Below are 18,098 nucleotides of genomic sequence, written 5' to 3'. Positions count from 1 at the left end.
TCGATCGTTCCCACGCTCTGCGTGGGAATGCCGTCCGTGACGCTCCGCGTCGCCTGCGCGAAGTTCAAGACCGGTGGCGGATGGCGGGACGCGGAGCGTCCCTGGCCGCATTCCCACGCGGGAGCGTGGGAATGATTATGGGGGCCTGGCAGATCGATCGTTCCCACGCTCTGTGTGGGAATGCCGTCCGTGACGCTCCGCGTCGCCTGCGCGAAGTTCAAGACCGGTGGCGGATGGCGGGGCGCGGAGCGTCCCTGGCCGCATTCCCACGCGGGAGCGTGGGAATGATCATGGGGCCTGGCATGTCGATCGTTCCCACGCTCTGCGTGGGAATGCCGTCCGTGACGCTCCGCGTCGCCTGCGCAAAGTTCAAGACCGGCGGCGGATGGCGGGACGCGGAGCGTCCCTGGCCGCATTCCCACGCGGGAGCGTGGGAATGATCATGGGGCCTGGCAGATCGATCGTTCCCACGCTCTGCGTGGGAATGCCGTCCGTGACGCTCCGCGTCGCCTGCGCGAAGTTCAAGACCGGTGGCGGATGGCGGGGCGCGGAGCGTCCCTGGCGGCATTCCCACGCGGGAGCGTGGGAATGATCATGGGGCCTGGCAGATCGATCGTTCCCACGCTCTGCGTGGGAATGCCGTCCGTGACGCTCCGCGTCGCCTGCGCGAAGTTCAAGACCGGCGGCGGATGGCGGGACGCGGAGCGTCCCTGGCCGCATTCCCACGCGGGAGCGTGGGAATGATCAGTTGCAACTCATGCGGTGGCCTGGCGTACCTGTTTTTCCAGCTCGGCCTTGAGGCCCGGTTCCAGCTTGAGCTGGCGGGCCAGTTCGTCGAGGTAGGACTTCTCCATAAAGTTTTCCTCGTCCACCAGCATCACGCTGGCGATGTACATTTCGGCAGCCATTTCCGGGGTGCTGGCGGCACGCGCCACATCGGTGGGGTCCAGGGGCTTGTTCAGTTCGGCATGCAGCCAGTGTTGCAGTTCCTGGTCGTTGTCCAGCTTGACGAATTCGCCTTCGATCAAGGCACGCTCGCGCTCGTCCACATGGCCATCGGCCTTGGCGGCGGCCACCAGGGCCTTGAGGATGGCCTGGCTATGCAGCTCGACCTGGGCCGGTGGCAGGCGGTCGAGGGTCTGCGGCTCGCCCTTGGGGGCGCCGGCCTGTTGTGCCTGCCAGTTGCCATAAGCCTTGTAGGCAATCACGCCCAATGCGGCAAGACCACCATAAGTCAGGGCTTTGCCGCCAAAATTCCGGGCTTTTTTGTTGCCCAGCAGCAGGCCCATGGCCCCGGCGGCCAACGCCCCGCCACCTGCGCCGCCGAGCAGGCTGCCGAGCCCGCCACCGCCGAGCAGGCCTCCCAGTGCGCCTTTGTCATCGCCTTTACGTTGACCGCCAGCCTTGTTTTGCAACATGTCCTGGCCGGACTTGAGCAACTGATCAAGCAATCCACGGGTATTCATTCATAGCCTCCAGAAACTTGGGTTCATAGGATCAATAGGCTCTCAGCGTAAAACTAAGTGCCAATATTCCTGGATATAGAGTGCTTCCAGATGTAACTCAATTGGCAGGGGCTGACAGCCGACCTGATCAGTGACGCCCCCACAGACACGTCTTGTTTCATATCCAACGCTATCATCCCGCCATCAATCAATTTTCCTTCCCCAGCGAACCCCTTAAGCTATCGGGCATCTGTTTAATGTCCGTTGCGTTTGGCCGAAGGCATGTCCGAACCGTAATTTCTGATCCAGCACGCGCCAGGAACGGCACGGGATTGCTCACCACAGGTTGTATTTATGCACCGCAGGAATTTGCTCAAAGCATCCATGGCCATCGCGGCCTACACCGGGCTGTCGGCTAGTGGCCTGCTGGCCGCCCAGGCCTGGGCCGGGAATCGTGCCGCCGATGGCGATGCCAAGGCGTTCGACTTCGACTGGCTCAAGCGGCAGGCCAAGCAACTGGCCGGCAAACAGTACCAGGACACCCGCCAGGTGCTGCCGCCGACCCTGGCGACCATGACCCCGCAGAATTTCAATGCCATTGGCTACGACGGCAACCATTCGCTGTGGAAAGACCTCAAAGGCCAGCTGGACGTGCAGTTTTTCCACGTCGGCATGGGTTTCAAGACCCCGGTGCGCATGCACAGTGTCGACCCCAAGACCCGCCAGGCGCGGGAGGTGCATTTCCGCCCGTCGCTGTTCAACTATGAAAAAACCACGGTCGATACCCAGCAGCTCAAGGGCGACCTGGGGTTTTCCGGCTTCAAGCTGTTCAAAGCCCCGGAACTGGACCGCCACGACGTGGTGTCTTTCCTCGGCGCCAGCTATTTCCGCGCGGTGGATAACACCGGCCAGTACGGCCTTTCGGCGCGCGGCCTGGCCATCGACACCTACGCCGACAAACGCGAAGAGTTCCCCGATTTCACCCAGTTCTGGTTCGAGACGCCAGACAAGGACAGCACCCGTTTCGTGGTCTACGCCCTGCTCGACTCACCGAGCGCCACCGGTGCCTATCGCTTTGACATCGATTGCCAGGCGACCCAGGTGGTGATGGCCATCGATGCCCATATCAATGCGCGCACCGCGATCCAGCAGATGGGCATCGCGCCGATGACCAGTATGTTCAGCTGCGGCACCCATGAGCGGCGCATGTGCGACACCATTCACCCGCAAATCCACGATTCCGACCGCCTGGCAATGTGGCGCGGCAACGGCGAGTGGATCTGCCGGCCGCTGAACAACCCGGCCACCCTGCAGTTCAATGCCTTCGCCGATAAAGACCCGAAAGGTTTCGGCCTGGTGCAGACCGACCATGAGTTCGCCAGCTACCAGGACACCGTCGATTGGTACAGCAAGCGCCCGAGCCTGTGGGTGGAGCCGACCACTGCATGGGGCGAAGGCTCTATCGACCTGTTGGAAATTCCTACCACCGGCGAGACCATGGACAACATCGTCGCCTTCTGGTCGCCCAAAAAACCGGTGGCCGCCGGTGATTCCCTGAACTTTGGCTACAAGCTCTACTGGAGCGCCCTGCCCCCGGTCAGCACGCCGCTGGCGCAAGTCAATGCGACCCGTTCCGGCATGGGCGGTTTCACCGAAGGCTGGGCGCCGGGCGAGCATTACCCGCCGGTCTGGGCCCGCCGCTTTGCCGTGGACTTCAAGGGCGGCGGCCTCGACCGCCTGCCCGCAGGCACCGGGATCGAGCCGGTGGTCACCTGCTCCCATGGCCAAGTGAAAGACTTCAGCGTGCTGGTGCTCGATGACATCAAGGGCTACCGCATCCTCTTCGACTGGTACCCGACCAGCGACAGCGTGGCGCCGGTGGAGATGCGCCTGTTCATTCGCACCAATGACCGCACCCTGAGTGAAACCTGGTTGTACCAGTACTTCCCGCCGGCACCGGACAAGCGCAAGTACAGCTGATGCCAAGCGTTCCCACGCGCATGGCGGCGTGGGAACGCCCTTGCCGGCTCAAAAGCGCGAAATACTCTTCATCGCGCCAATCAGATAGCGCATTGCAACCTGATCGTTTTCGGTCAAGGCACGGTACTGCTCCAGCAGTTGTGCCTCATCCGAACTCAACCGGCGGCCATGCAACGACAGCTTGCGGCTGAAAAAAAGCATCAGAACCCCTGCGACACCAATGGACTTGGCCATGGAATGTTTCTCCGTGTAATAAACAACAACTCCTGATGCCCATAACCCTGTCCGCGAAGTGCAATGCCTCAGCGAGCAAACAGACTGACTTCCTGGGCCAGAAGTCGTCTTACTCCAAGCGTAGAAACTATCCAGGCGCGTGTGAGATTTTTTTAGAGTATTCACTTAAATAATTACCTTGAAGCAAAAAGCTTGCGGAAAATTCTTACACCTCATAAATTGAGTGACCACTCAATTAATTAATGAGACAGGCATGCGCACCCCCGATCCCCAACAACGTGAAAGCAAACGCATGGCCCTGCTGGATGCGGCGTCCCAGTGTTTTGCCGAAGCCGGTTTTGTTGCCACGCGCACCGCCGATATCTGTGCCCTGGCCGGTATGAGTGCGGGCAATCTGTTCCACTATTTCGCCAGCAAGCATGAGGTGTTGCTGGCGCTGGTGGCCCGCGAAGGTGAAGAGATCCAACAGGCCATGGCGCCCTTGGCCAAGGCGGCTGATCCGCTGGCGCAGTTGCTGGCCTTCCTCGATCATGTCTGCCAGTTGGCCTGCGACCGCCACTACGCCGGCCTGGCGCTGGAAATTTCGGCCCTGGGCCATCGCGACGAAGCCGTCGCACGCCTGGTAAAAGCCAATGACCGCGCCCTGCGCGACGGCCTGGAAGCACTGGTGCGGGCGGCGGACAAGGCCGGGCAGTTGCACACCTCGTTGAGCGCACCCGAGGCGGCCAACTGGCTGGCCGCCTTGATCGATGGCATGTTCGCCCGCGTGGCGGCCGACCCGGACTTTCACCCCGCGCAGCAGACCCCGGTCCTGCAAGGCCTGGTGGTTCACCTGCTGCAAGGGCGCTGAATATGCCAGCCACGGCCAATGCCCGTTTGGTCCAGGTCGACGCACTGCGCGGGTTTGCCTTGCTCGGCATTCTCAGCGTCAATATCTGGGCCTTTGCCGACCCCTATTACGCCTCGACCGCCAGCAATCCAGCCTACGCCAGCCTGCTCGATCACGGGGTGCGGCTGCTGGTGGCCTTGCTGTTCGAGACCAAGTTCTACCTGCTGTTTTCCTTTTTGTTTGGCTACAGCTTCACCCTGCAAATGGCCGCCGCCGAGCGGGCCGAGGCCGCGTTCGTCCCACGTATGCTGCGCCGGCAACTGGCCCTGCTGGCATTGGGCCTGGCCCATGGCGCCCTACTGTATTACGGGGAGATTCTCTCGACTTATGCCCTGCTGGGCCTGGTGCTGCTGGCGGCCCGCAACCTGGCAGCGACCCGCGCCCGGCGCTGGGCTATCGGCCTGGTAGTGGTCGCCTGCTCACTGTGGATGGTGTTGGGTATCTTGCAGGGGCTGGAAGGTGAATGGGTCGGCGCTGGCCACGACGAGGCCCAGGCAAAACTCGCGGCATTTTCCGCTGGGGCCCTGCAGACCCTGCAATTTCATAGCCGAGAGGTGTGGAACACCGTGCCCGCCTTATGGCTACTGCAAGGGCCCAGTGCCCTGGCGATGTTCCTGTTTGGCTATGCGGCCGGGCGACAGCAGTGGCTGGCCTCGCCACAGGCCTGGGAACCCCGTGCCGGGCGCCTGCTGCTAATGACCGCCCCACTGGGCCTGCTCGGTGCGCTGGTCTACGCCCTGGCCGCCGCTTATAGACCGGGTGGCGGCCTGGAAACCTTTGCCTTCGGCCTCGGCCAACTGACGGCGCCGCTGCTCACCGCCGCCTATGGCCTAGGGATGCTGGCGCTGTTCAACACCCCCCGCGGCGCAAGGCTGTGCGCGCGCCTGGCGCCGCTGGGCAAGATGGCCTTGAGCAATTACCTTATGCAATCGATCGTGCTCGGGCTGTTGTTCACCGGCTACGGTGCCGGCGGGATCAATCAGGTCGAGCCGTGGTTGTTGCTACCGATGGCGGCCGCGATTTTTATCCTGCAAATGTGGCTGAGCACGCACTGGCTACGCCGTCATCCATATGGGCCGTTCGAGTGGTTGTTGCGCGCCGCGACGTTGCTCGCCTGGCCACAGTGGCGACGCGAGGCCCGCTGACCCACCGGGCCAGCGGCGGCTGGGTGGGTTACTCGTTGCGCACATCCGACTCATGGATCGGCTGGTCGCGATGGGTGGCCCGCTGATATTGCGCCGGCCAGATCGCCTTGCGCCCGCCCAGGTCGTCATCGGCGTGCAGCGGCCAATACGGGTCACGCAGCAGTTCCCGGGCAAGGAAGATGATGTCGGCCTGGCAGGTACGCAGAATATGCTCGGCCTGGGCCGGCTCGGTAATCATGCCCACCGTGCCCGTGGCCATGCCGGACTCCTTGCGCACGCGCTCGGCAAAACGCGTCTGATAACCGGGCCCGATGGGGATTTCGGCATTGGCGGCGGTGCCACCGGAAGACACGTCGATCAGGTCCACACCCAGGTCTTTGAGGCGGCGTGCCAGTTCCACGGTTTCGTCGGGGTTCCAGCCGTCTTCCACCCAGTCGGTGGCCGAGACGCGCACAAACAGCGGCAACTCTTGCGGCCACACGTCACGCACCGCCTGGGTGACTTGCAACACCAGGCGGATGCGGTTTTCAAAGGATCCGCCGTATTGATCCTGGCGCTGATTGCTCAGGGGCGAGAGAAATTGATGCAATAGATAACCATGGGCGGCATGGATTTCCACCACTTTGAAACCGGCGGTCAGGGCACGCTTGGCGGCGGCCACGAAGTCGCCGATCACCTGCTGGATTTGCCCTGCGTCCAACTGCCGGGGCGCGGTGTGCTGCGGGTCAAAGGCGATCGGCGAAGGGCCAACCGGCACCCAGCCACCGTCTGCGGGCTTGACGCTGCCGTGTTTGCCGATCCACGGCCGATGGGTACTGGCCTTGCGCCCGGCGTGGGCCAGTTGAATGCCCGCCACCGCGCCCTGGGCGCTGATAAAGCGGGTGATGCGCTGCAGCGGTTCAATCTGGGCATCGTTCCACAGGCCCAGGTCCTGGGCGGTGATGCGGCCATCGGCGGTCACTGCGGTGGCTTCGCTGAAAACCAGCCCGGCGCCGCCGACGGCGCGGCTGCCCAGGTGCACCAGGTGCCAGTCGTTGGCCAGGCCATCGACGGCCGAGTACTGGCACATTGGCGACACGGCAATGCGGTTGAGCAGGGTCAATTGGCGCAGGGTATAGGGTTCAAGCAACAGACTCATGGGGCACCTCTTCTCGTATCCGGTGGGCATTGGCTCCAGGGTGCTGTCTGACCGGTGCGCGTGACGAGAAGATGAAAAGCCCGTCCCCTCCGGGCTAAAAAACAGACAAGGTCACAAGACCAATCACACAGTGCTTAGAGACTAGTCGACAACCGGGGATTGCACAGGGTTCAGCGCGGCTCGATGTGGGCAATCATCAATTGCACGGTTTCCTGGCCACGGAATTCATTGACGTCCAGCTTGTAGGCCAGCTCCACCCAGCGAATGGTCGGGTTCGGCCACACTTCGCGGTCGATGCCAAAGGCAATGCCATCGAGCTTCACCGCACCGCACTCACTCTTGAGCACCACCTTGAGGTGACGCTCGCCCACCACCCGTTGCTCCACCAGTTGAAACACCCCGTGAAACAGCGGCTCGGGAAAGTGTTGGCCCCAAGGCCCGGCGTTGCGCAGGGCGCGGGCCAGTTCCAGGTGGAATTCTTCCACGGCCAAGGTGCCATCGGACAGCAGGCGCCCGGTGAGGTCTTCTTCGCGCAGTTGCCGGCGCACTTCGGCGTCGAAGGCTTGGGCGAACAACGGGAAGTTGGCTTCAGGCAAGGTCAGGCCCGCCGCCATGGCGTGGCCGCCGTATTTGGCGATCAGGTTCGGGTGCTGGCTGGCCACCACGGCCAGGGCATCACGGATATGAAAGCCCGGCACCGAACGCCCAGAGCCCTTGAGCAGGCCATCACCGGCATCGGCAAAGGCGATGGTCGGGCGAAAATAGCGCTCTTTCATCCGCGAAGCGAGGATCCCGATCACACCCTGGTGCCACTCCGGGTCGAACAGGCACAGGCCAAATGGCATCGACTCCAGCGGCAAGTCCTTGAGCTGAGCCAGGGCTTCGCGCTGCATGCCCTGCTCGATGGCCTTGCGGTCTTGGTTCATGCCGTCCAGTTGCGCGGCCATTTCCCGGGCCTGGGCGAAGTCGCTGGTGAGCAGGCATTCGATGCCCAGGCTCATGTCATCCAGGCGCCCGGCCGCGTTGAGTCGTGGGCCGAGGATAAAGCCCAGGTCGGTGGAGGTGATGCGTGCGTGGTCGCGCTTGGCCACTTCCAGGATCGCCTTGATCCCCGGCCGCGCACGCCCGGCGCGGATCCGCTCCAGACCTTGATGGACCAGGATGCGGTTATTGGCATCCAGCGGCACCACGTCGGCCACGCTGCCCAGGGCCACTAGGTCGAGCAATTCGCCGATATTGGGCTGCGGCTGCTTGTCGTACCAGCCCAGGCTGCGCAGGCGCGCGCGCAAGGCCATCAGCACGTAGAAAATCACCCCCACACCGGCCAGGGCCTTACTGGGGAAACCGCAGCCGGGCTGGTTCGGGTTGACGATGGCATCGGCCGCCGGCAGTTCATCGCCGGGTAAGTGGTGGTCGGTGACCAGCACCTTGAGCCCCGCCGCCTTCGCCGCCGCCACACCTTCGACACTGGAGATGCCGTTGTCCACGGTGATCAGCAACTGCGGCTCACGCTGCAAGGCCACGGCAACGATTTCCGGGGTCAGGCCGTAGCCGTATTCAAAGCGGTTGGGCACCAGGTAATCCACATGGGCCGCCCCAAGCAAGCGCAGGCCGAGGGTGCCCACGGTGCTGGCGGTGGCGCCATCGGCGTCGAAGTCACCGACGATCAGGATGCGCTGGCGCTGCTCCAGGGCCGTCACCAGCAAGTCCACGGCAGCCTCGATCCCTTTGAGCTGCTGATAGGGAATCAGCCGCGCCAGGCTCTTATCCAGCTCATCCTGCGAGGTCACGCCACGGGCGGCGTAGAGACGGGTCAGCAACGGTGGCAATTCACCGAGGAACGGCAGGACAGCGGGCAATGGGCGGGGATCGATGCGCATGGGGTGATGAGGGCTTCTGTGCAATACAACGGTTAAAAAACACTACGAGTAACGACGAACATCAACGGTGTGTGGGGGGCTTGGGTGGGAGCGGGCTTGCCCGCGATTGCGGTGGATCAGTTAAAGATAAGCCGACTGACACATCGCTATCGCGGGCAAGCCCGCTCCCACACAAGCCCGCTCCCACACAAACCCGTCCTGACATCATCAGCCGCGTTCGCCGACCAGCCATTGCAGCTGCACTTCGTGCTGGCCGCGGTCGTCGGTGACGAAGATCGTGCCTTCGCTGATCATCACGTCCCACTTGATCACCCGGGGCATGTCCTTGGCCAGGGTCTCCAGGACCTCCTGGGGCACGGCGGCGATGTGCACGTTTTTCAGGTTGTTGGCCACCGGCACCACCTTGCCTTCCCACACCCGCAGGCTACCGTAGGCCAGCAGGCTGGTGCGCTCGGTACGGCGCGAACACCAGGTCAGGCGGTCGGCATCGGGCTGGCCGACTTCGATCCAGTGCAAAACCCGATCATCCAGGCTTTTTTCCCACAGGGCTGGCTCGTCTACATCTGACAGTCCACGACCAAACGACAACTGCTCGTTGTACCAAAGGGCGTAGGCCAGCAAACGCACGGTCATGCGCTCTTCGGTTTCCGAGGGGTGACGGGCGATGGTTTGCTTGACGCTCTCGTACACCGAACGATCGAGGTCGGTCAGGTTGAGTTCAAACTTGTAGGTCGTGGACGGCTGGGCCATGAACGGACTTCTAGAGACTGGGAAAGGCGGCCAGTCTAACCGATGGCGGGGCCATTCAACGAATCCTGCGCGCCATCATCCTTATCCCTGCACCGCTCGCCTATGTTAAAAGGCAATACACACCTTCCCGCGCTTGTTAAGGAGCCTCATGTCGTTTACCGCCAAACCGCTTGCCGGCCTGAAAGTCATCGAACTGGGCACCCTGATCGCCGGCCCGTTCGCCTCGCGCATTTGCGCCGAGTTCGGGGCCCAGGTGATCAAGGTCGAATCCCCCGACGGCGGCGACCCGCTGCGCAAATGGCGCAAGCTGTATGAAGGCACCTCGCTGTGGTGGTTTGTCCAGGCACGCAATAAACAGTCCCTGACCCTGAACCTCAAGCACCCGGACGGCCTGGCGATCCTCAAGCAACTGCTGGCAGACGCCGATATCCTGATCGAGAATTTCCGCCCCGGCGTCCTGGAAAAACTCGGCCTGGACTGGGACACCCTGCACGCCCTCAACCCCAAGCTGGTGATGGTGCGGCTCTCAGGCTTTGGCCAGACCGGGCCGATGAAGGATCAACCGGGCTTCGGCGCGGTCGGTGAGTCCATGGGCGGCCTGCGCTATATCACCGGGTTCGAGGACCGCCCGCCGGTGCGCACCGGGATTTCCATCGGCGACTCCATCGCCGCGCTGTGGGCGGTGATTGGCGCGCTCATGGCCTTGCGCCATCGCGAGGTCAACGGTGGCCTCGGCCAGGTGGTGGATGTGGCGCTGTACGAAGCGATCTTCGCGATGATGGAAAGCATGATCCCCGAGTTCGATGTGTTCGGGTTTATCCGCGAGCGCACCGGCAACATCATGCCGGGCATTACCCCGTCATCGATCCATACCACCTGCGACGGCAAGCATGTGCAGATTGGCGCCAATGGCGATGCGATCTTCCAGCGCTTCATGCTGGCCATTGGCCGTGAGGACCTGGCCAATGACCCGCAACTGGCCAGCAACGATGGCCGCGATAGCCGGCGCGACGAGTTGTACGGCGTGATCGACCGCTGGGTCAACAGCTTGCCACTGGCCCAGGTGGTGGAGCAGTTGAACCTGGCCCAGGTGCCTGCCAGCCGGATCTACAGCGCCGAAGATATGCTCGGCGACCCGCAATACCTGGCCCGGGAAATGTTCCTCAAGGCCCAGTTGCCCGACGGCAAGGATTTCAAAATGCCCGGCATCGTGCCAAAGCTTTCCGACACCCCAGGCAGTTGCGAGTGGGTCGGGCCGCAGCTGGGCGAGCACAATGCCGTGATCCTGCAAGCTCTGGGCTACGACAGCAGCGCCGTGGCCCGTTTGCGCAAGGATGGCGCGATCTGATGCCGTGTGGAGCATGCTCAAGATAATGGCCGGCCGTTGCATCAGGGCGCTGCGGCGCTTATGGCTTATTACCCCGCTGCTTGGGGCGCTGCCGCTATCGACCCAGGCGCAAGAGACCTTGACCTGGCTGGTGCGCGACCTGCCGCCGATGACTATTTTGGAGGGGCCGCAAAAGGGCCAGGGCAGTGTGGATAAGCTGCTGCCGTTGTTGATTGAGCACCTGCCGCAGTACCGCCATCAGATCCTGCACGTCAACCGCGCCCGCGGCATGCAAATGCTGCTGGCGCCCTCCTTCACCTGCGACCCGTCGTTGGTGTGGACGCCGGCGCGGGCAAAAACCATCGTCTTTTCAGGGCCGGCGTTTGCGATGTTAAGCAATGGCATTGCGATCCGCCGCAATCAGCAGGACGCCCTGGCGCCCTATGTGGCCGATGGCACGTTCGATCTGGCGAAGTTGCTCCAGGCGCAGCAGTTGCGTCTTGGGGTCGTTGCCGAACGCAGCTACGGCCCCGGTGTCGATGAACAGTTGAGCCACGCCGACCCGCGCTGGCTGGCGCCGCATTACGGCAACGATGCCCTGGGCAGCCTGTTGCAGATGCAGCGCCTGGGAAGGTTGGAGGCGGTGCTGGGGTACTGGACGGAAATCCGCTACCAGGCCGCGCAACAAGGCATGGATCCCCAGGACCTGCTGTTCTATCCGATCAAGGGCATGCCGCGCTATCAGCGCATCCATATCGGTTGCTCGAACACCGCGCTGGGGCGCCAGGCCATCAGCTATATCAACCGCGAGTTGCAGAATATTCCACAGGAGGCGCTGCTTGAGTCCTACGCCAACGGGCTGGACCCGCTCAAGCGCGCGCAATACCTCAAGGACAACCCGAGTTTTTTCAGCGAAACACCGCTGCCGTGATAAATCCCAGGCAAAAAGAAACCCCGAGCAGTGGGGAGACAACTCGGGGTTAAACGTGGCCTACAAAGACCAGTACAACAAGCTACAAGCACCGGAGCACAATGCTTGATCTTGCTGTTACAGGGTCTGACTCACCCTCCTGTAGGAAGGTTCCAAAGATAAAAACTTCTTCATGCCTGGGCGGTGGCGCGCGTCTGGGCAGCGTTGCGCAAGGCCGCGATCACCGAGGGTTCCAGGCGCCCTTCGGCGATTTTCAGGTCGCGGTGCAGGCAGTCCACCACGTCCACCAGGGCGCGCTTGTCGCTCAACTGTGCACGATCCACTTCGCGTTCGACCACGATAGCGCCCGTCGGGCTCTTTACCGTCACCAGGCACTCGCCGTGTACACCCGAGGCAGTCAGCGTGACCTGATAAGGGCTCAGCGCTTCGCCGAGCAATAGGCTGATACTTTCCATCTCGATCACCACTCAATATGGGAAAACAAAAAACCCGCCATCTGTAGGAGCATCGCGCAAAGCACAAAGTTCGCCTTTGTGCCGAACCTATCGAGCATGCATGGCAAAGATGACAGAGAGAAAACAGCCGCCAACAGGCTAGAATCTCCTGATTATTGCCGGAGTCCACCGTGAGAGACGCGTCTGAACAGCCCTTGCGCATTGTCATTGCCGACGATCATCCGATTTTCCTTATCGGTCTGCGGGCAGTGCTGGAGCGCGACGAGCAGGTGCGCATCGTCGGTGAGGCCAACTCGCCCCAGGCCCTGGCCGCCCTGCTGCAACACTGCCCCTGCGATGTGCTGGTCACCGATTTCATGATGCCTGCCGAACCCCAGGCCGACGGCCTGCGCCTGATCGAACACCTGCGCCGACATTACCCGGACCTGCCCATCGTGGTGGTGACCATGCTCAATAACGCCGGCCTGTTTCACTCGATCCTGGAACTGGGGGTCATGGGCCTGTTGAGCAAGGCCAGCCTGGCCGACGAATTGCCCGAGGCCATCGACCAGGTGCGCCAGCAGCGGCCCTATGTCGCCCGGACCATTCAACAGGCGCTGGCCCTGGCCGGCGCAGTGGGGGCTGACCGCCTGCACTCGCAGCACCAGTTGTCACCCCGGGAACTGGAAGTGATCCGCCTGCTGGCGGGTGGCAAGACGGTGGGCGAGATTGCCACGCACCTCAACCGCAGCAAGCAGACCGTCAGCGCACAGAAAGTCAGTGCCATGCGCAAGCTGGGGCTGATCAGCGATGCCGCGTTGTTCATCTATGTGCAGGAACACGGGCTGGCCTAGGTTTGCCTACAAGGCAATTGCGGCAGATTGCGCCAGCCAGTGTTGCAGCACCTGAGCACTCATCGGGTGGGCGATCAGGCAACCCTGCAGCCACGCCGGCCCCAGGGCGCGCACCGCGTCACGGTCGGCGGGGGTTTCAATCCCGGTCACTACCACGCTGACGCCCAGGTGCCCGGCCATGCTCATGGCCCCAGCGACCACCGCACACTTGCGCTCGTCCCCCGCCATCCCGCTGGCAAACGCCGGGGGAATCTTCAGTTCGGTGAACGGCAACTCCAACAAGCGTTGCAGGCTGGTCCCGCCGATGCCGAAATCGCCAATGGACAGCTTGCAACCGATCATCCGCAGGCGCAGCAAACCGGTGACATGGGCGCTGTCGGTCTTCAGGCGCGAAGTTTCCACCAGTTCCAGGGTCAGGTTGCGGGCGGGCACAGCGAAGCGCTGCAACAGCCCTTGCAGGGTGAGCGCAAAGTGCTCCTGCTCCAACAGCCGCCCGGGAATATTGACCGACACCGGCAGTTCCCGGCCCGTGTCCCGGGCCACCTGGGCGCAAAGGCGCAACACCTGTTGCAGCACGAACCAGGTAAAGGCCGGCTCCAGCCCCGCCAGTTCCAGCAGCGGCAGAAACTCGCTGGGCATCAACTGGCCATGCTCCGGGTCTTGCCAGCGCGCCAGCGCCTCCACGCCTTGCAGATCACCGTCCTGATTGACAATGGGCTGGTAGCAGAGGCTGGCATAACGCTCAATGGCGGCTTCGCCGACCTCGGTGCACAGTGGCTGCGTCGCCAATTCGCTCACCCCCAGCATCTGGCACGCGCGCTCCCAGGACAAGGCCTGTGGGGTTGGCCGCAAGCGTTGCTGGCACGCATCGAGCATTTGCCCGATGGCGGTGGCGGAAGCCGGCTTGGGCATGCACCCCAGCACATTGAGCCCCGCCTGGCGCGCCATGCTTGCCACGCCGTCCAGTACATCGCGATCAGCGTCGCTCAACAGCACCAGGACCTGGGCCAGGCCCTGCTCGGCCATTTCGCGGATCAGCCCCAATGAGTCGCCGTGCTCCAGGTACAGATCGCAGATGGCGATATCCACCGGGCCCTTGCTCGCCAGCGACTGGCGGGCGACCTCGACGCTTTCGGCCGTGAGTACGTTGAACACGCCGTTGGCATTGAGCATCTGGTGCAGGGCCATCAGTTGGAACGGGTGATCTTCGAGAATCAGGACTTTAAGTGAGCGCATGGAAAACTCTGGGGCTACGTGCAAGATCGCCCACATTAGCCAAAACCTGGGCAAGCCCCCATAGGACGAGTCCTATTCTTGCTTCAGATACGGCTCGATTTCCTGTCGCAGCGTCAGCAAGGTCGCAGACAAGATTGGCCAATGCTGCGCCAGTTCATCGGCACGGTGCTCCCGCGCACAGGTGTCCAGGGCAACGCAGGCCTTGGCCAATGGCAGCGCATCCACCAGGCAACAAATACCCTTGAGGCGATGCAGGCTGGCCCGCAACTGCGCCAGGTCGTGCTCGGCCATGGCGTTGCCCAGCAGGCGGTGCTCGTGCTCAAGGTTGTTCGCCAGTTCCTGCAGCATGCTTTGCAGGATCGGCCCGTCGGCCTGGGTCATCTTGCGCAGGGCCTGCAGGTCGAAGGCCGGCACGGCCGTGACCCGGGCCAGCACCTGGCGCCACTGTTCCAGGGTCACCGGCTTGACCAGCAGCGCATCCATCCCCGCCCGCTGGCCACGCGGGTCTTCGTCGTCCTGGGCATCAGCGGTGCAGCCAAGCAACGCGCAGCGCGGGCGCTGTTCCTGGGCCTCTATCTGGCGAATGGCCTCGGCCAGGGCATAACCGGACATGCCCGGCATATGACAATCGGTCACCAGCACGTCGAACGTCTCGCTACGCCAGCGCTGCAACGCGGCCTCGGCGCTATCGAGGCCCACCACCTGATGGCCGAGGAATTGCAACTGCTGAGCCAGCACCAGGCGGTTGGCCGGCAGGTCGTCGACAATCAGCACCGACAAGGCCCGGCCTGCTGGCAGCAAAGGCACGGTGGCCGCCGGCGCGGGCAGATCGTCACTGCCGACCCGGTCCAGGCGCAGGTCGATGCACACCGTGGTGCCTTCGCCCAAGGCACTGTGCAGGGTGATTTGCCCGCCCATCAAGTCCACCAGTTGCTGGCAGATGCTCAAGCCCAACCCGGTGCCGCCATGTTCGGCGGCCGTCAGCGGACTGCCCTGGATAAACGGCCGGAACACCCGCGCCTGCTGTTCGGAGCTGATACCGGGGCCGGTGTCTTCGACGCACAGGTGCAGGTATTCGTGCCCCTCCCCATCCACCTGGCACGCTACCCGCACGCGCACTTCGCCCTGCTGCGTGAACTTGAGCGCATTGCCCAGCAGGTTGTGCATGACCTGGCGCAGGCGCAGTGGGTCGAACCAGTAAAAGCCTTGCGCCTGGGGGGCGAAGGCCAGGGTCAGGTGCAAACCCTTTTTCTGCGCGGTGGCTTCAAACAGCTGCTGGATCCCCTCGAAGAAGCCTTTCAGGTCAGTGGTCTGGGGCGCCAGTTGCAGATGGCCGGCTTCGATCTTTGCCAGGTCCAGGCTATCGCCCATCAAGTCGATCAGCTCGCGGGCCGAACGATGGGCCACCCGCAGCCCCTCGGAGACCGGCATGCCTGCGGCCAGGGCGCGTTCTTGCTCCAGTTCCAGCAGGCCGATAATCGCCGTCATCGGTGTGCGGATTTCATGGCTGAGGTTCGACACAAAGGCGCTCTTGGCATAGTTCGCCTCATCGGCGGCGCAACGTGCATCCATCAGCTGGGTTTCCAAAACCTTGCGCTCGTTGATATCGACCCAACCGCCCAGCAGCCCCTGCAACTGGCCCCCGGCATCGTAAAACGGCACAGTCCATTGGTAGACATGGGCGATGCCGCCGTTGAACTCCAATTGCCGGTCGATAAACAGCGACTGCTGCGTGGCCAGTTGCTCCATATGCCCCCTGTGCAGGCGCCAGGCGGTAGCGCCAGGCAATATTCCACTTTCTGGCAGGGTCAGGCCCTGGATCTGCTCAAGCCGGGTGGCCAACTGTTGCTCATAGCTTTTGTTGCAGGTGAGCAGGCGGCCTTCGAGGTCGCGCGCAAACACCGGGTTGGGCATGCCGTCGAACAGGGCGCGCTTGAAGGCCAACTGGTCATTGAGCCGCCGCTGCGCCTCGACGCGCTGGCGGATCTGGCGCTTGAGCCGGCTGTTCCACAGCAGTGACACCAGCACAAACAGCAGGGCCGTGGCGACTGTCCAATAGGCCCACGGCGGCACGCGCTGCCAGGCGGGCACCGGCACCGCCACCGTCCCCATCCAGCGCAGGCGCAGGGCGCTCAACTCGGCCACCGGCAACGCTTCCAGGGCCTTGTTCAAAATACTCAGCAACTCGGGATGATCCTTGCGCACCGCCAGGCTGTCACTGGACCACTTGCCATCGACGCTGCGACCGGCCCGCAACTCATCGGCCGGGTAACTCTGCACCTCCACTTCACTCTGGATGGTCGCGGCCGCGTCCCCCCGGGCCACCAGGGCGCGGGCCTCGCTGTAGTTGGCGACCGAGCGCAGGCGGATCGCCGGGTATTCGCGACGGATGTAACCTTCCAGCACATGCCGCGCCGGCAGCGCCAACACCTCGCCCGAGAGCTGGCCGAGACGGGTCAGCGGCGGGCGATCAAGACGTTCGACAAATACCCAGCCGGCGCCACCAAAGCCGTGACTGAAGTCCAGGAACCGCCGGCGCTCGGTATTTTCCACCAGGGTGCTGCTCATATCCGCGCTGCCCTTTTCCAGGGCGGCCAGGGTCTGGGCGGTAGAAAACACTTCCTCCATGACGAACTGCAAACCGGTCATGCGCGAGAGGCGGTTGAGCAGGTCCACATTCAACCCGACCCAGCGCCCATCCTTGTCCTTGAACACATAAGGCGAGTACTGCTGGGCCACCACCACCACATGGGGATGTTGCAGTACCCAGGCCTGCTCGGCGGCCGACAACGGGATACGTTCACCGACCACGTCCACCCCCAGGCCCGTGGTCCAGCGGGCCAGGATCTCCCGGCGCACCGAGTCATCGATGCTCAGCAGCGCGCGGTCCAGCATCTTGCCCAGCAAGGGGTCGGCCTGGCGTGTGGCAAAGGCAAAGCCAATCGGTGCCAGGCGGCTTTGCTCCTTGATCTGCATATTCAGGTAAGGGCGCAGGGACTGGTAGGCGCGCACGATCACTTCATTGCCGATAAAGGCATCCACATCGCCATGCTCCAGGGCTTCCAGGCCGCTGTAGAGGTTGGGGGCCAACATGATGTGGCTATGCGGGTAGGCCGCATGCACGTTCTTGACGTTGGCATAACCATCGAGCAACACCAGCTTCTTGTCCGCGAGCGCGTCGTTTTGCGTGGCGTCGTCACCGCGCACCACCACGACCGAACGGTCGGGCATATAGTCGGCGGTAAAGGCCAGGCCGGGCACGTCACGTTCATAGCCATTGGCGCTGGTGAGGATATCGATGCTGCCGGCGCGCAACGCTTCCACGGCCTGGGCCCGCTCGGCGAAGCCCATCACTTGCATCGGCACGCCGAGCCGCGCGCCCACCAGGCTCAGGTAGTCGGCGCTGATGCCCTGGTAGCGATTGCGGTCGCGGGTGATGTCGATGGGTTGGTAATCATCGATGGAGATCCCCACTTTCAAGGTGCGGTGCTGCCCCAGCCATTGCTGCTCGGCGGGTGCCAGGGGCATGGGCGCCAGGCTGATAAACGCCGGCACCAGATTGAACGGCAGGCTGACAGCGGCCAGGCTTGCAGGCAGGTGGCCGAGCAGTAGCAGGCTCAGTAGGCACTGGAGCCATCGAATCGTGAACCGCACCGTGTGGGTTTCCTTGTTGGTTATTGCGCACACAGCATAGCCTTACGCCAAGCGACACCCCCCTGTGGGAGCGGGCTTGCTCGCGATTGCGGTGGGTCAGCCAGCACATACTGCGCCTGGCACACGGCTATCGCGAGCAAGCCCGCTCCCACATTGGTGATGCGGTGAGCGCTGTACCCCAAATAAAAACGACGTTTCCCA

14 protein-coding genes are annotated in these 18,098 nt (G+C 63.1%); 6 read left to right on the top strand and 8 right to left on the bottom strand.

Annotated features, from left to right (window positions below):
* Nucleotides 1–755: 755 nt before the first annotated feature.
* Entirely contained in the window at nt 756–1,466 is a 711-nt protein-coding gene (locus AO268_RS06435; RefSeq protein ID WP_076962125.1) for a tellurite resistance TerB family protein, read from the bottom strand.
* A 333-nt stretch (nt 1,467–1,799) separates the two neighbouring features.
* Here AO268_RS06435 and AO268_RS06430 point away from each other — a divergent pair, with 333 nt between their 5' ends.
* Nucleotides 1,800–3,425 carry a glucan biosynthesis protein D gene (locus tag AO268_RS06430; protein WP_076962124.1) on the top strand — a complete coding sequence of 542 codons (1,626 nt, stop codon included), beginning with the start codon at nt 1,800–1,802 and terminating at the stop codon, nt 3,423–3,425.
* A 48-nt stretch (nt 3,426–3,473) separates the two neighbouring features.
* Here AO268_RS06430 and AO268_RS06425 read toward each other — a convergent pair whose 3' ends face one another.
* The gene (locus AO268_RS06425) at nt 3,474–3,659 is read right to left on the bottom strand and encodes a hypothetical protein (protein ID WP_076962123.1); all 186 of its coding nucleotides are present in this window, start codon (nt 3,657–3,659) and stop codon (nt 3,474–3,476) included.
* A 253-nt stretch (nt 3,660–3,912) separates the two neighbouring features.
* Between AO268_RS06425 and AO268_RS06420 the strand changes: the two genes are divergently transcribed.
* Nucleotides 3,913–4,509 (top strand): TetR/AcrR family transcriptional regulator, encoded by a 597-nt coding sequence (locus tag AO268_RS06420; protein ID WP_076962122.1) that lies wholly within the window; start codon nt 3,913–3,915, stop codon nt 4,507–4,509.
* A 2-nt stretch (nt 4,510–4,511) separates the two neighbouring features.
* Nucleotides 4,512–5,693, top strand: coding sequence for a DUF418 domain-containing protein (locus tag AO268_RS06415; RefSeq protein ID WP_099168197.1), 1,182 nt, complete (start codon nt 4,512–4,514; stop codon nt 5,691–5,693).
* Between the two features lie 28 nt (nt 5,694–5,721).
* Here AO268_RS06415 and AO268_RS06410 read toward each other — a convergent pair whose 3' ends face one another.
* The 3 genes from AO268_RS06410 to AO268_RS06400 all read right to left on the bottom strand — a co-directional run bounded on the left by AO268_RS06410 (nt 5,722) and on the right by AO268_RS06400 (nt 9,461).
* Nucleotides 5,722–6,831: an NADH:flavin oxidoreductase/NADH oxidase gene (locus AO268_RS06410; RefSeq protein ID WP_076962120.1), complete on the bottom strand. Its 1,110-nt coding sequence runs from the start codon at nt 6,829–6,831 to the stop codon at nt 5,722–5,724.
* Between the two features lie 170 nt (nt 6,832–7,001).
* Nucleotides 7,002–8,711 carry a single-stranded-DNA-specific exonuclease RecJ gene (gene recJ, locus AO268_RS06405; RefSeq protein WP_076962119.1) on the bottom strand — a complete coding sequence of 570 codons (1,710 nt, stop codon included), beginning with the start codon at nt 8,709–8,711 and terminating at the stop codon, nt 7,002–7,004.
* A 207-nt stretch (nt 8,712–8,918) separates the two neighbouring features.
* On the bottom strand, nt 8,919–9,461 hold the full coding sequence (locus tag AO268_RS06400; protein ID WP_032858231.1) for a YaeQ family protein: 543 nt from the start codon (nt 9,459–9,461) through the stop codon (nt 8,919–8,921).
* A 148-nt stretch (nt 9,462–9,609) separates the two neighbouring features.
* Between AO268_RS06400 and AO268_RS06395 the strand changes: the two genes are divergently transcribed.
* Nucleotides 9,610–10,809: a CaiB/BaiF CoA transferase family protein gene (locus tag AO268_RS06395; protein WP_099168196.1), complete on the top strand. Its 1,200-nt coding sequence runs from the start codon at nt 9,610–9,612 to the stop codon at nt 10,807–10,809.
* Between the two features lie 13 nt (nt 10,810–10,822).
* Nucleotides 10,823–11,719, top strand: a complete 897-nt coding sequence (locus AO268_RS06390; protein WP_236309057.1) for a TIGR02285 family protein — start codon at nt 10,823–10,825, stop codon at nt 11,717–11,719.
* A gap of 170 nt (nt 11,720–11,889) precedes the next feature.
* Here the strand turns inward: AO268_RS06390 and AO268_RS06385 are convergent, their stop codons facing one another.
* Nucleotides 11,890–12,174, bottom strand: a complete 285-nt coding sequence (locus AO268_RS06385; protein ID WP_090412780.1) for a DUF3509 domain-containing protein — start codon at nt 12,172–12,174, stop codon at nt 11,890–11,892.
* A 170-nt stretch (nt 12,175–12,344) separates the two neighbouring features.
* Here AO268_RS06385 and AO268_RS06380 point away from each other — a divergent pair, with 170 nt between their 5' ends.
* The gene (locus AO268_RS06380; RefSeq protein WP_099168195.1) at nt 12,345–13,007 is read left to right on the top strand and encodes a response regulator transcription factor; all 663 of its coding nucleotides are present in this window, start codon (nt 12,345–12,347) and stop codon (nt 13,005–13,007) included.
* A 6-nt stretch (nt 13,008–13,013) separates the two neighbouring features.
* Here AO268_RS06380 and AO268_RS06375 read toward each other — a convergent pair whose 3' ends face one another.
* Both AO268_RS06375 and AO268_RS06370 read right to left on the bottom strand, forming a co-directional pair.
* Nucleotides 13,014–14,243, bottom strand: coding sequence for an EAL domain-containing response regulator (locus tag AO268_RS06375; protein ID WP_099168218.1), 1,230 nt, complete (start codon nt 14,241–14,243; stop codon nt 13,014–13,016).
* A gap of 72 nt (nt 14,244–14,315) precedes the next feature.
* Nucleotides 14,316–17,897 carry a transporter substrate-binding domain-containing protein gene (locus AO268_RS06370; protein WP_099168194.1) on the bottom strand — a complete coding sequence of 1,194 codons (3,582 nt, stop codon included), beginning with the start codon at nt 17,895–17,897 and terminating at the stop codon, nt 14,316–14,318.
* Nucleotides 17,898–18,098: the final 201 nt, after the last annotated feature.

This window comes from Pseudomonas sp. ICMP 8385 (assembly GCF_002699915.1).
Taxonomy (GTDB): Bacteria; Pseudomonadota; Gammaproteobacteria; order Pseudomonadales; family Pseudomonadaceae; genus Aquipseudomonas; species Aquipseudomonas gessardii.
This window is presented reverse-complemented; position numbering and strand designations above follow the sequence as displayed.

What these genes read in the sequence shown, in the direction of transcription:
- AO268_RS06410 (WP_076962120.1), bottom strand. Translation starts at nt 6,831, where the DNA reads ATGAGTCTGTTGCTTGAACCCTATACCCTGCGCCAATTGACCCTGCTC.
- AO268_RS06430 (WP_076962124.1), top strand. Translation starts at nt 1,800, where the DNA reads ATGCACCGCAGGAATTTGCTCAAAGCATCCATGGCCATCGCGGCCTAC.
- AO268_RS06395 (WP_099168196.1), top strand. Translation starts at nt 9,610, where the DNA reads ATGTCGTTTACCGCCAAACCGCTTGCCGGCCTGAAAGTCATCGAACTG.
- AO268_RS06420 (WP_076962122.1), top strand. Translation starts at nt 3,913, where the DNA reads ATGCGCACCCCCGATCCCCAACAACGTGAAAGCAAACGCATGGCCCTG.
- AO268_RS06435 (WP_076962125.1), bottom strand. Translation starts at nt 1,466, where the DNA reads ATGAATACCCGTGGATTGCTTGATCAGTTGCTCAAGTCCGGCCAGGAC.
- recJ (WP_076962119.1), bottom strand. Translation starts at nt 8,711, where the DNA reads ATGCGCATCGATCCCCGCCCATTGCCCGCTGTCCTGCCGTTCCTCGGT.
- AO268_RS06385 (WP_090412780.1), bottom strand. Translation starts at nt 12,174, where the DNA reads ATGGAAAGTATCAGCCTATTGCTCGGCGAAGCGCTGAGCCCTTATCAG.
- AO268_RS06390 (WP_236309057.1), top strand. Translation starts at nt 10,823, where the DNA reads ATGCTCAAGATAATGGCCGGCCGTTGCATCAGGGCGCTGCGGCGCTTA.
- AO268_RS06415 (WP_099168197.1), top strand. Translation starts at nt 4,512, where the DNA reads ATGCCAGCCACGGCCAATGCCCGTTTGGTCCAGGTCGACGCACTGCGC.
- AO268_RS06425 (WP_076962123.1), bottom strand. Translation starts at nt 3,659, where the DNA reads ATGGCCAAGTCCATTGGTGTCGCAGGGGTTCTGATGCTTTTTTTCAGC.
- AO268_RS06375 (WP_099168218.1), bottom strand. Translation starts at nt 14,243, where the DNA reads ATGCGCTCACTTAAAGTCCTGATTCTCGAAGATCACCCGTTCCAACTG.
- AO268_RS06400 (WP_032858231.1), bottom strand. Translation starts at nt 9,461, where the DNA reads ATGGCCCAGCCGTCCACGACCTACAAGTTTGAACTCAACCTGACCGAC.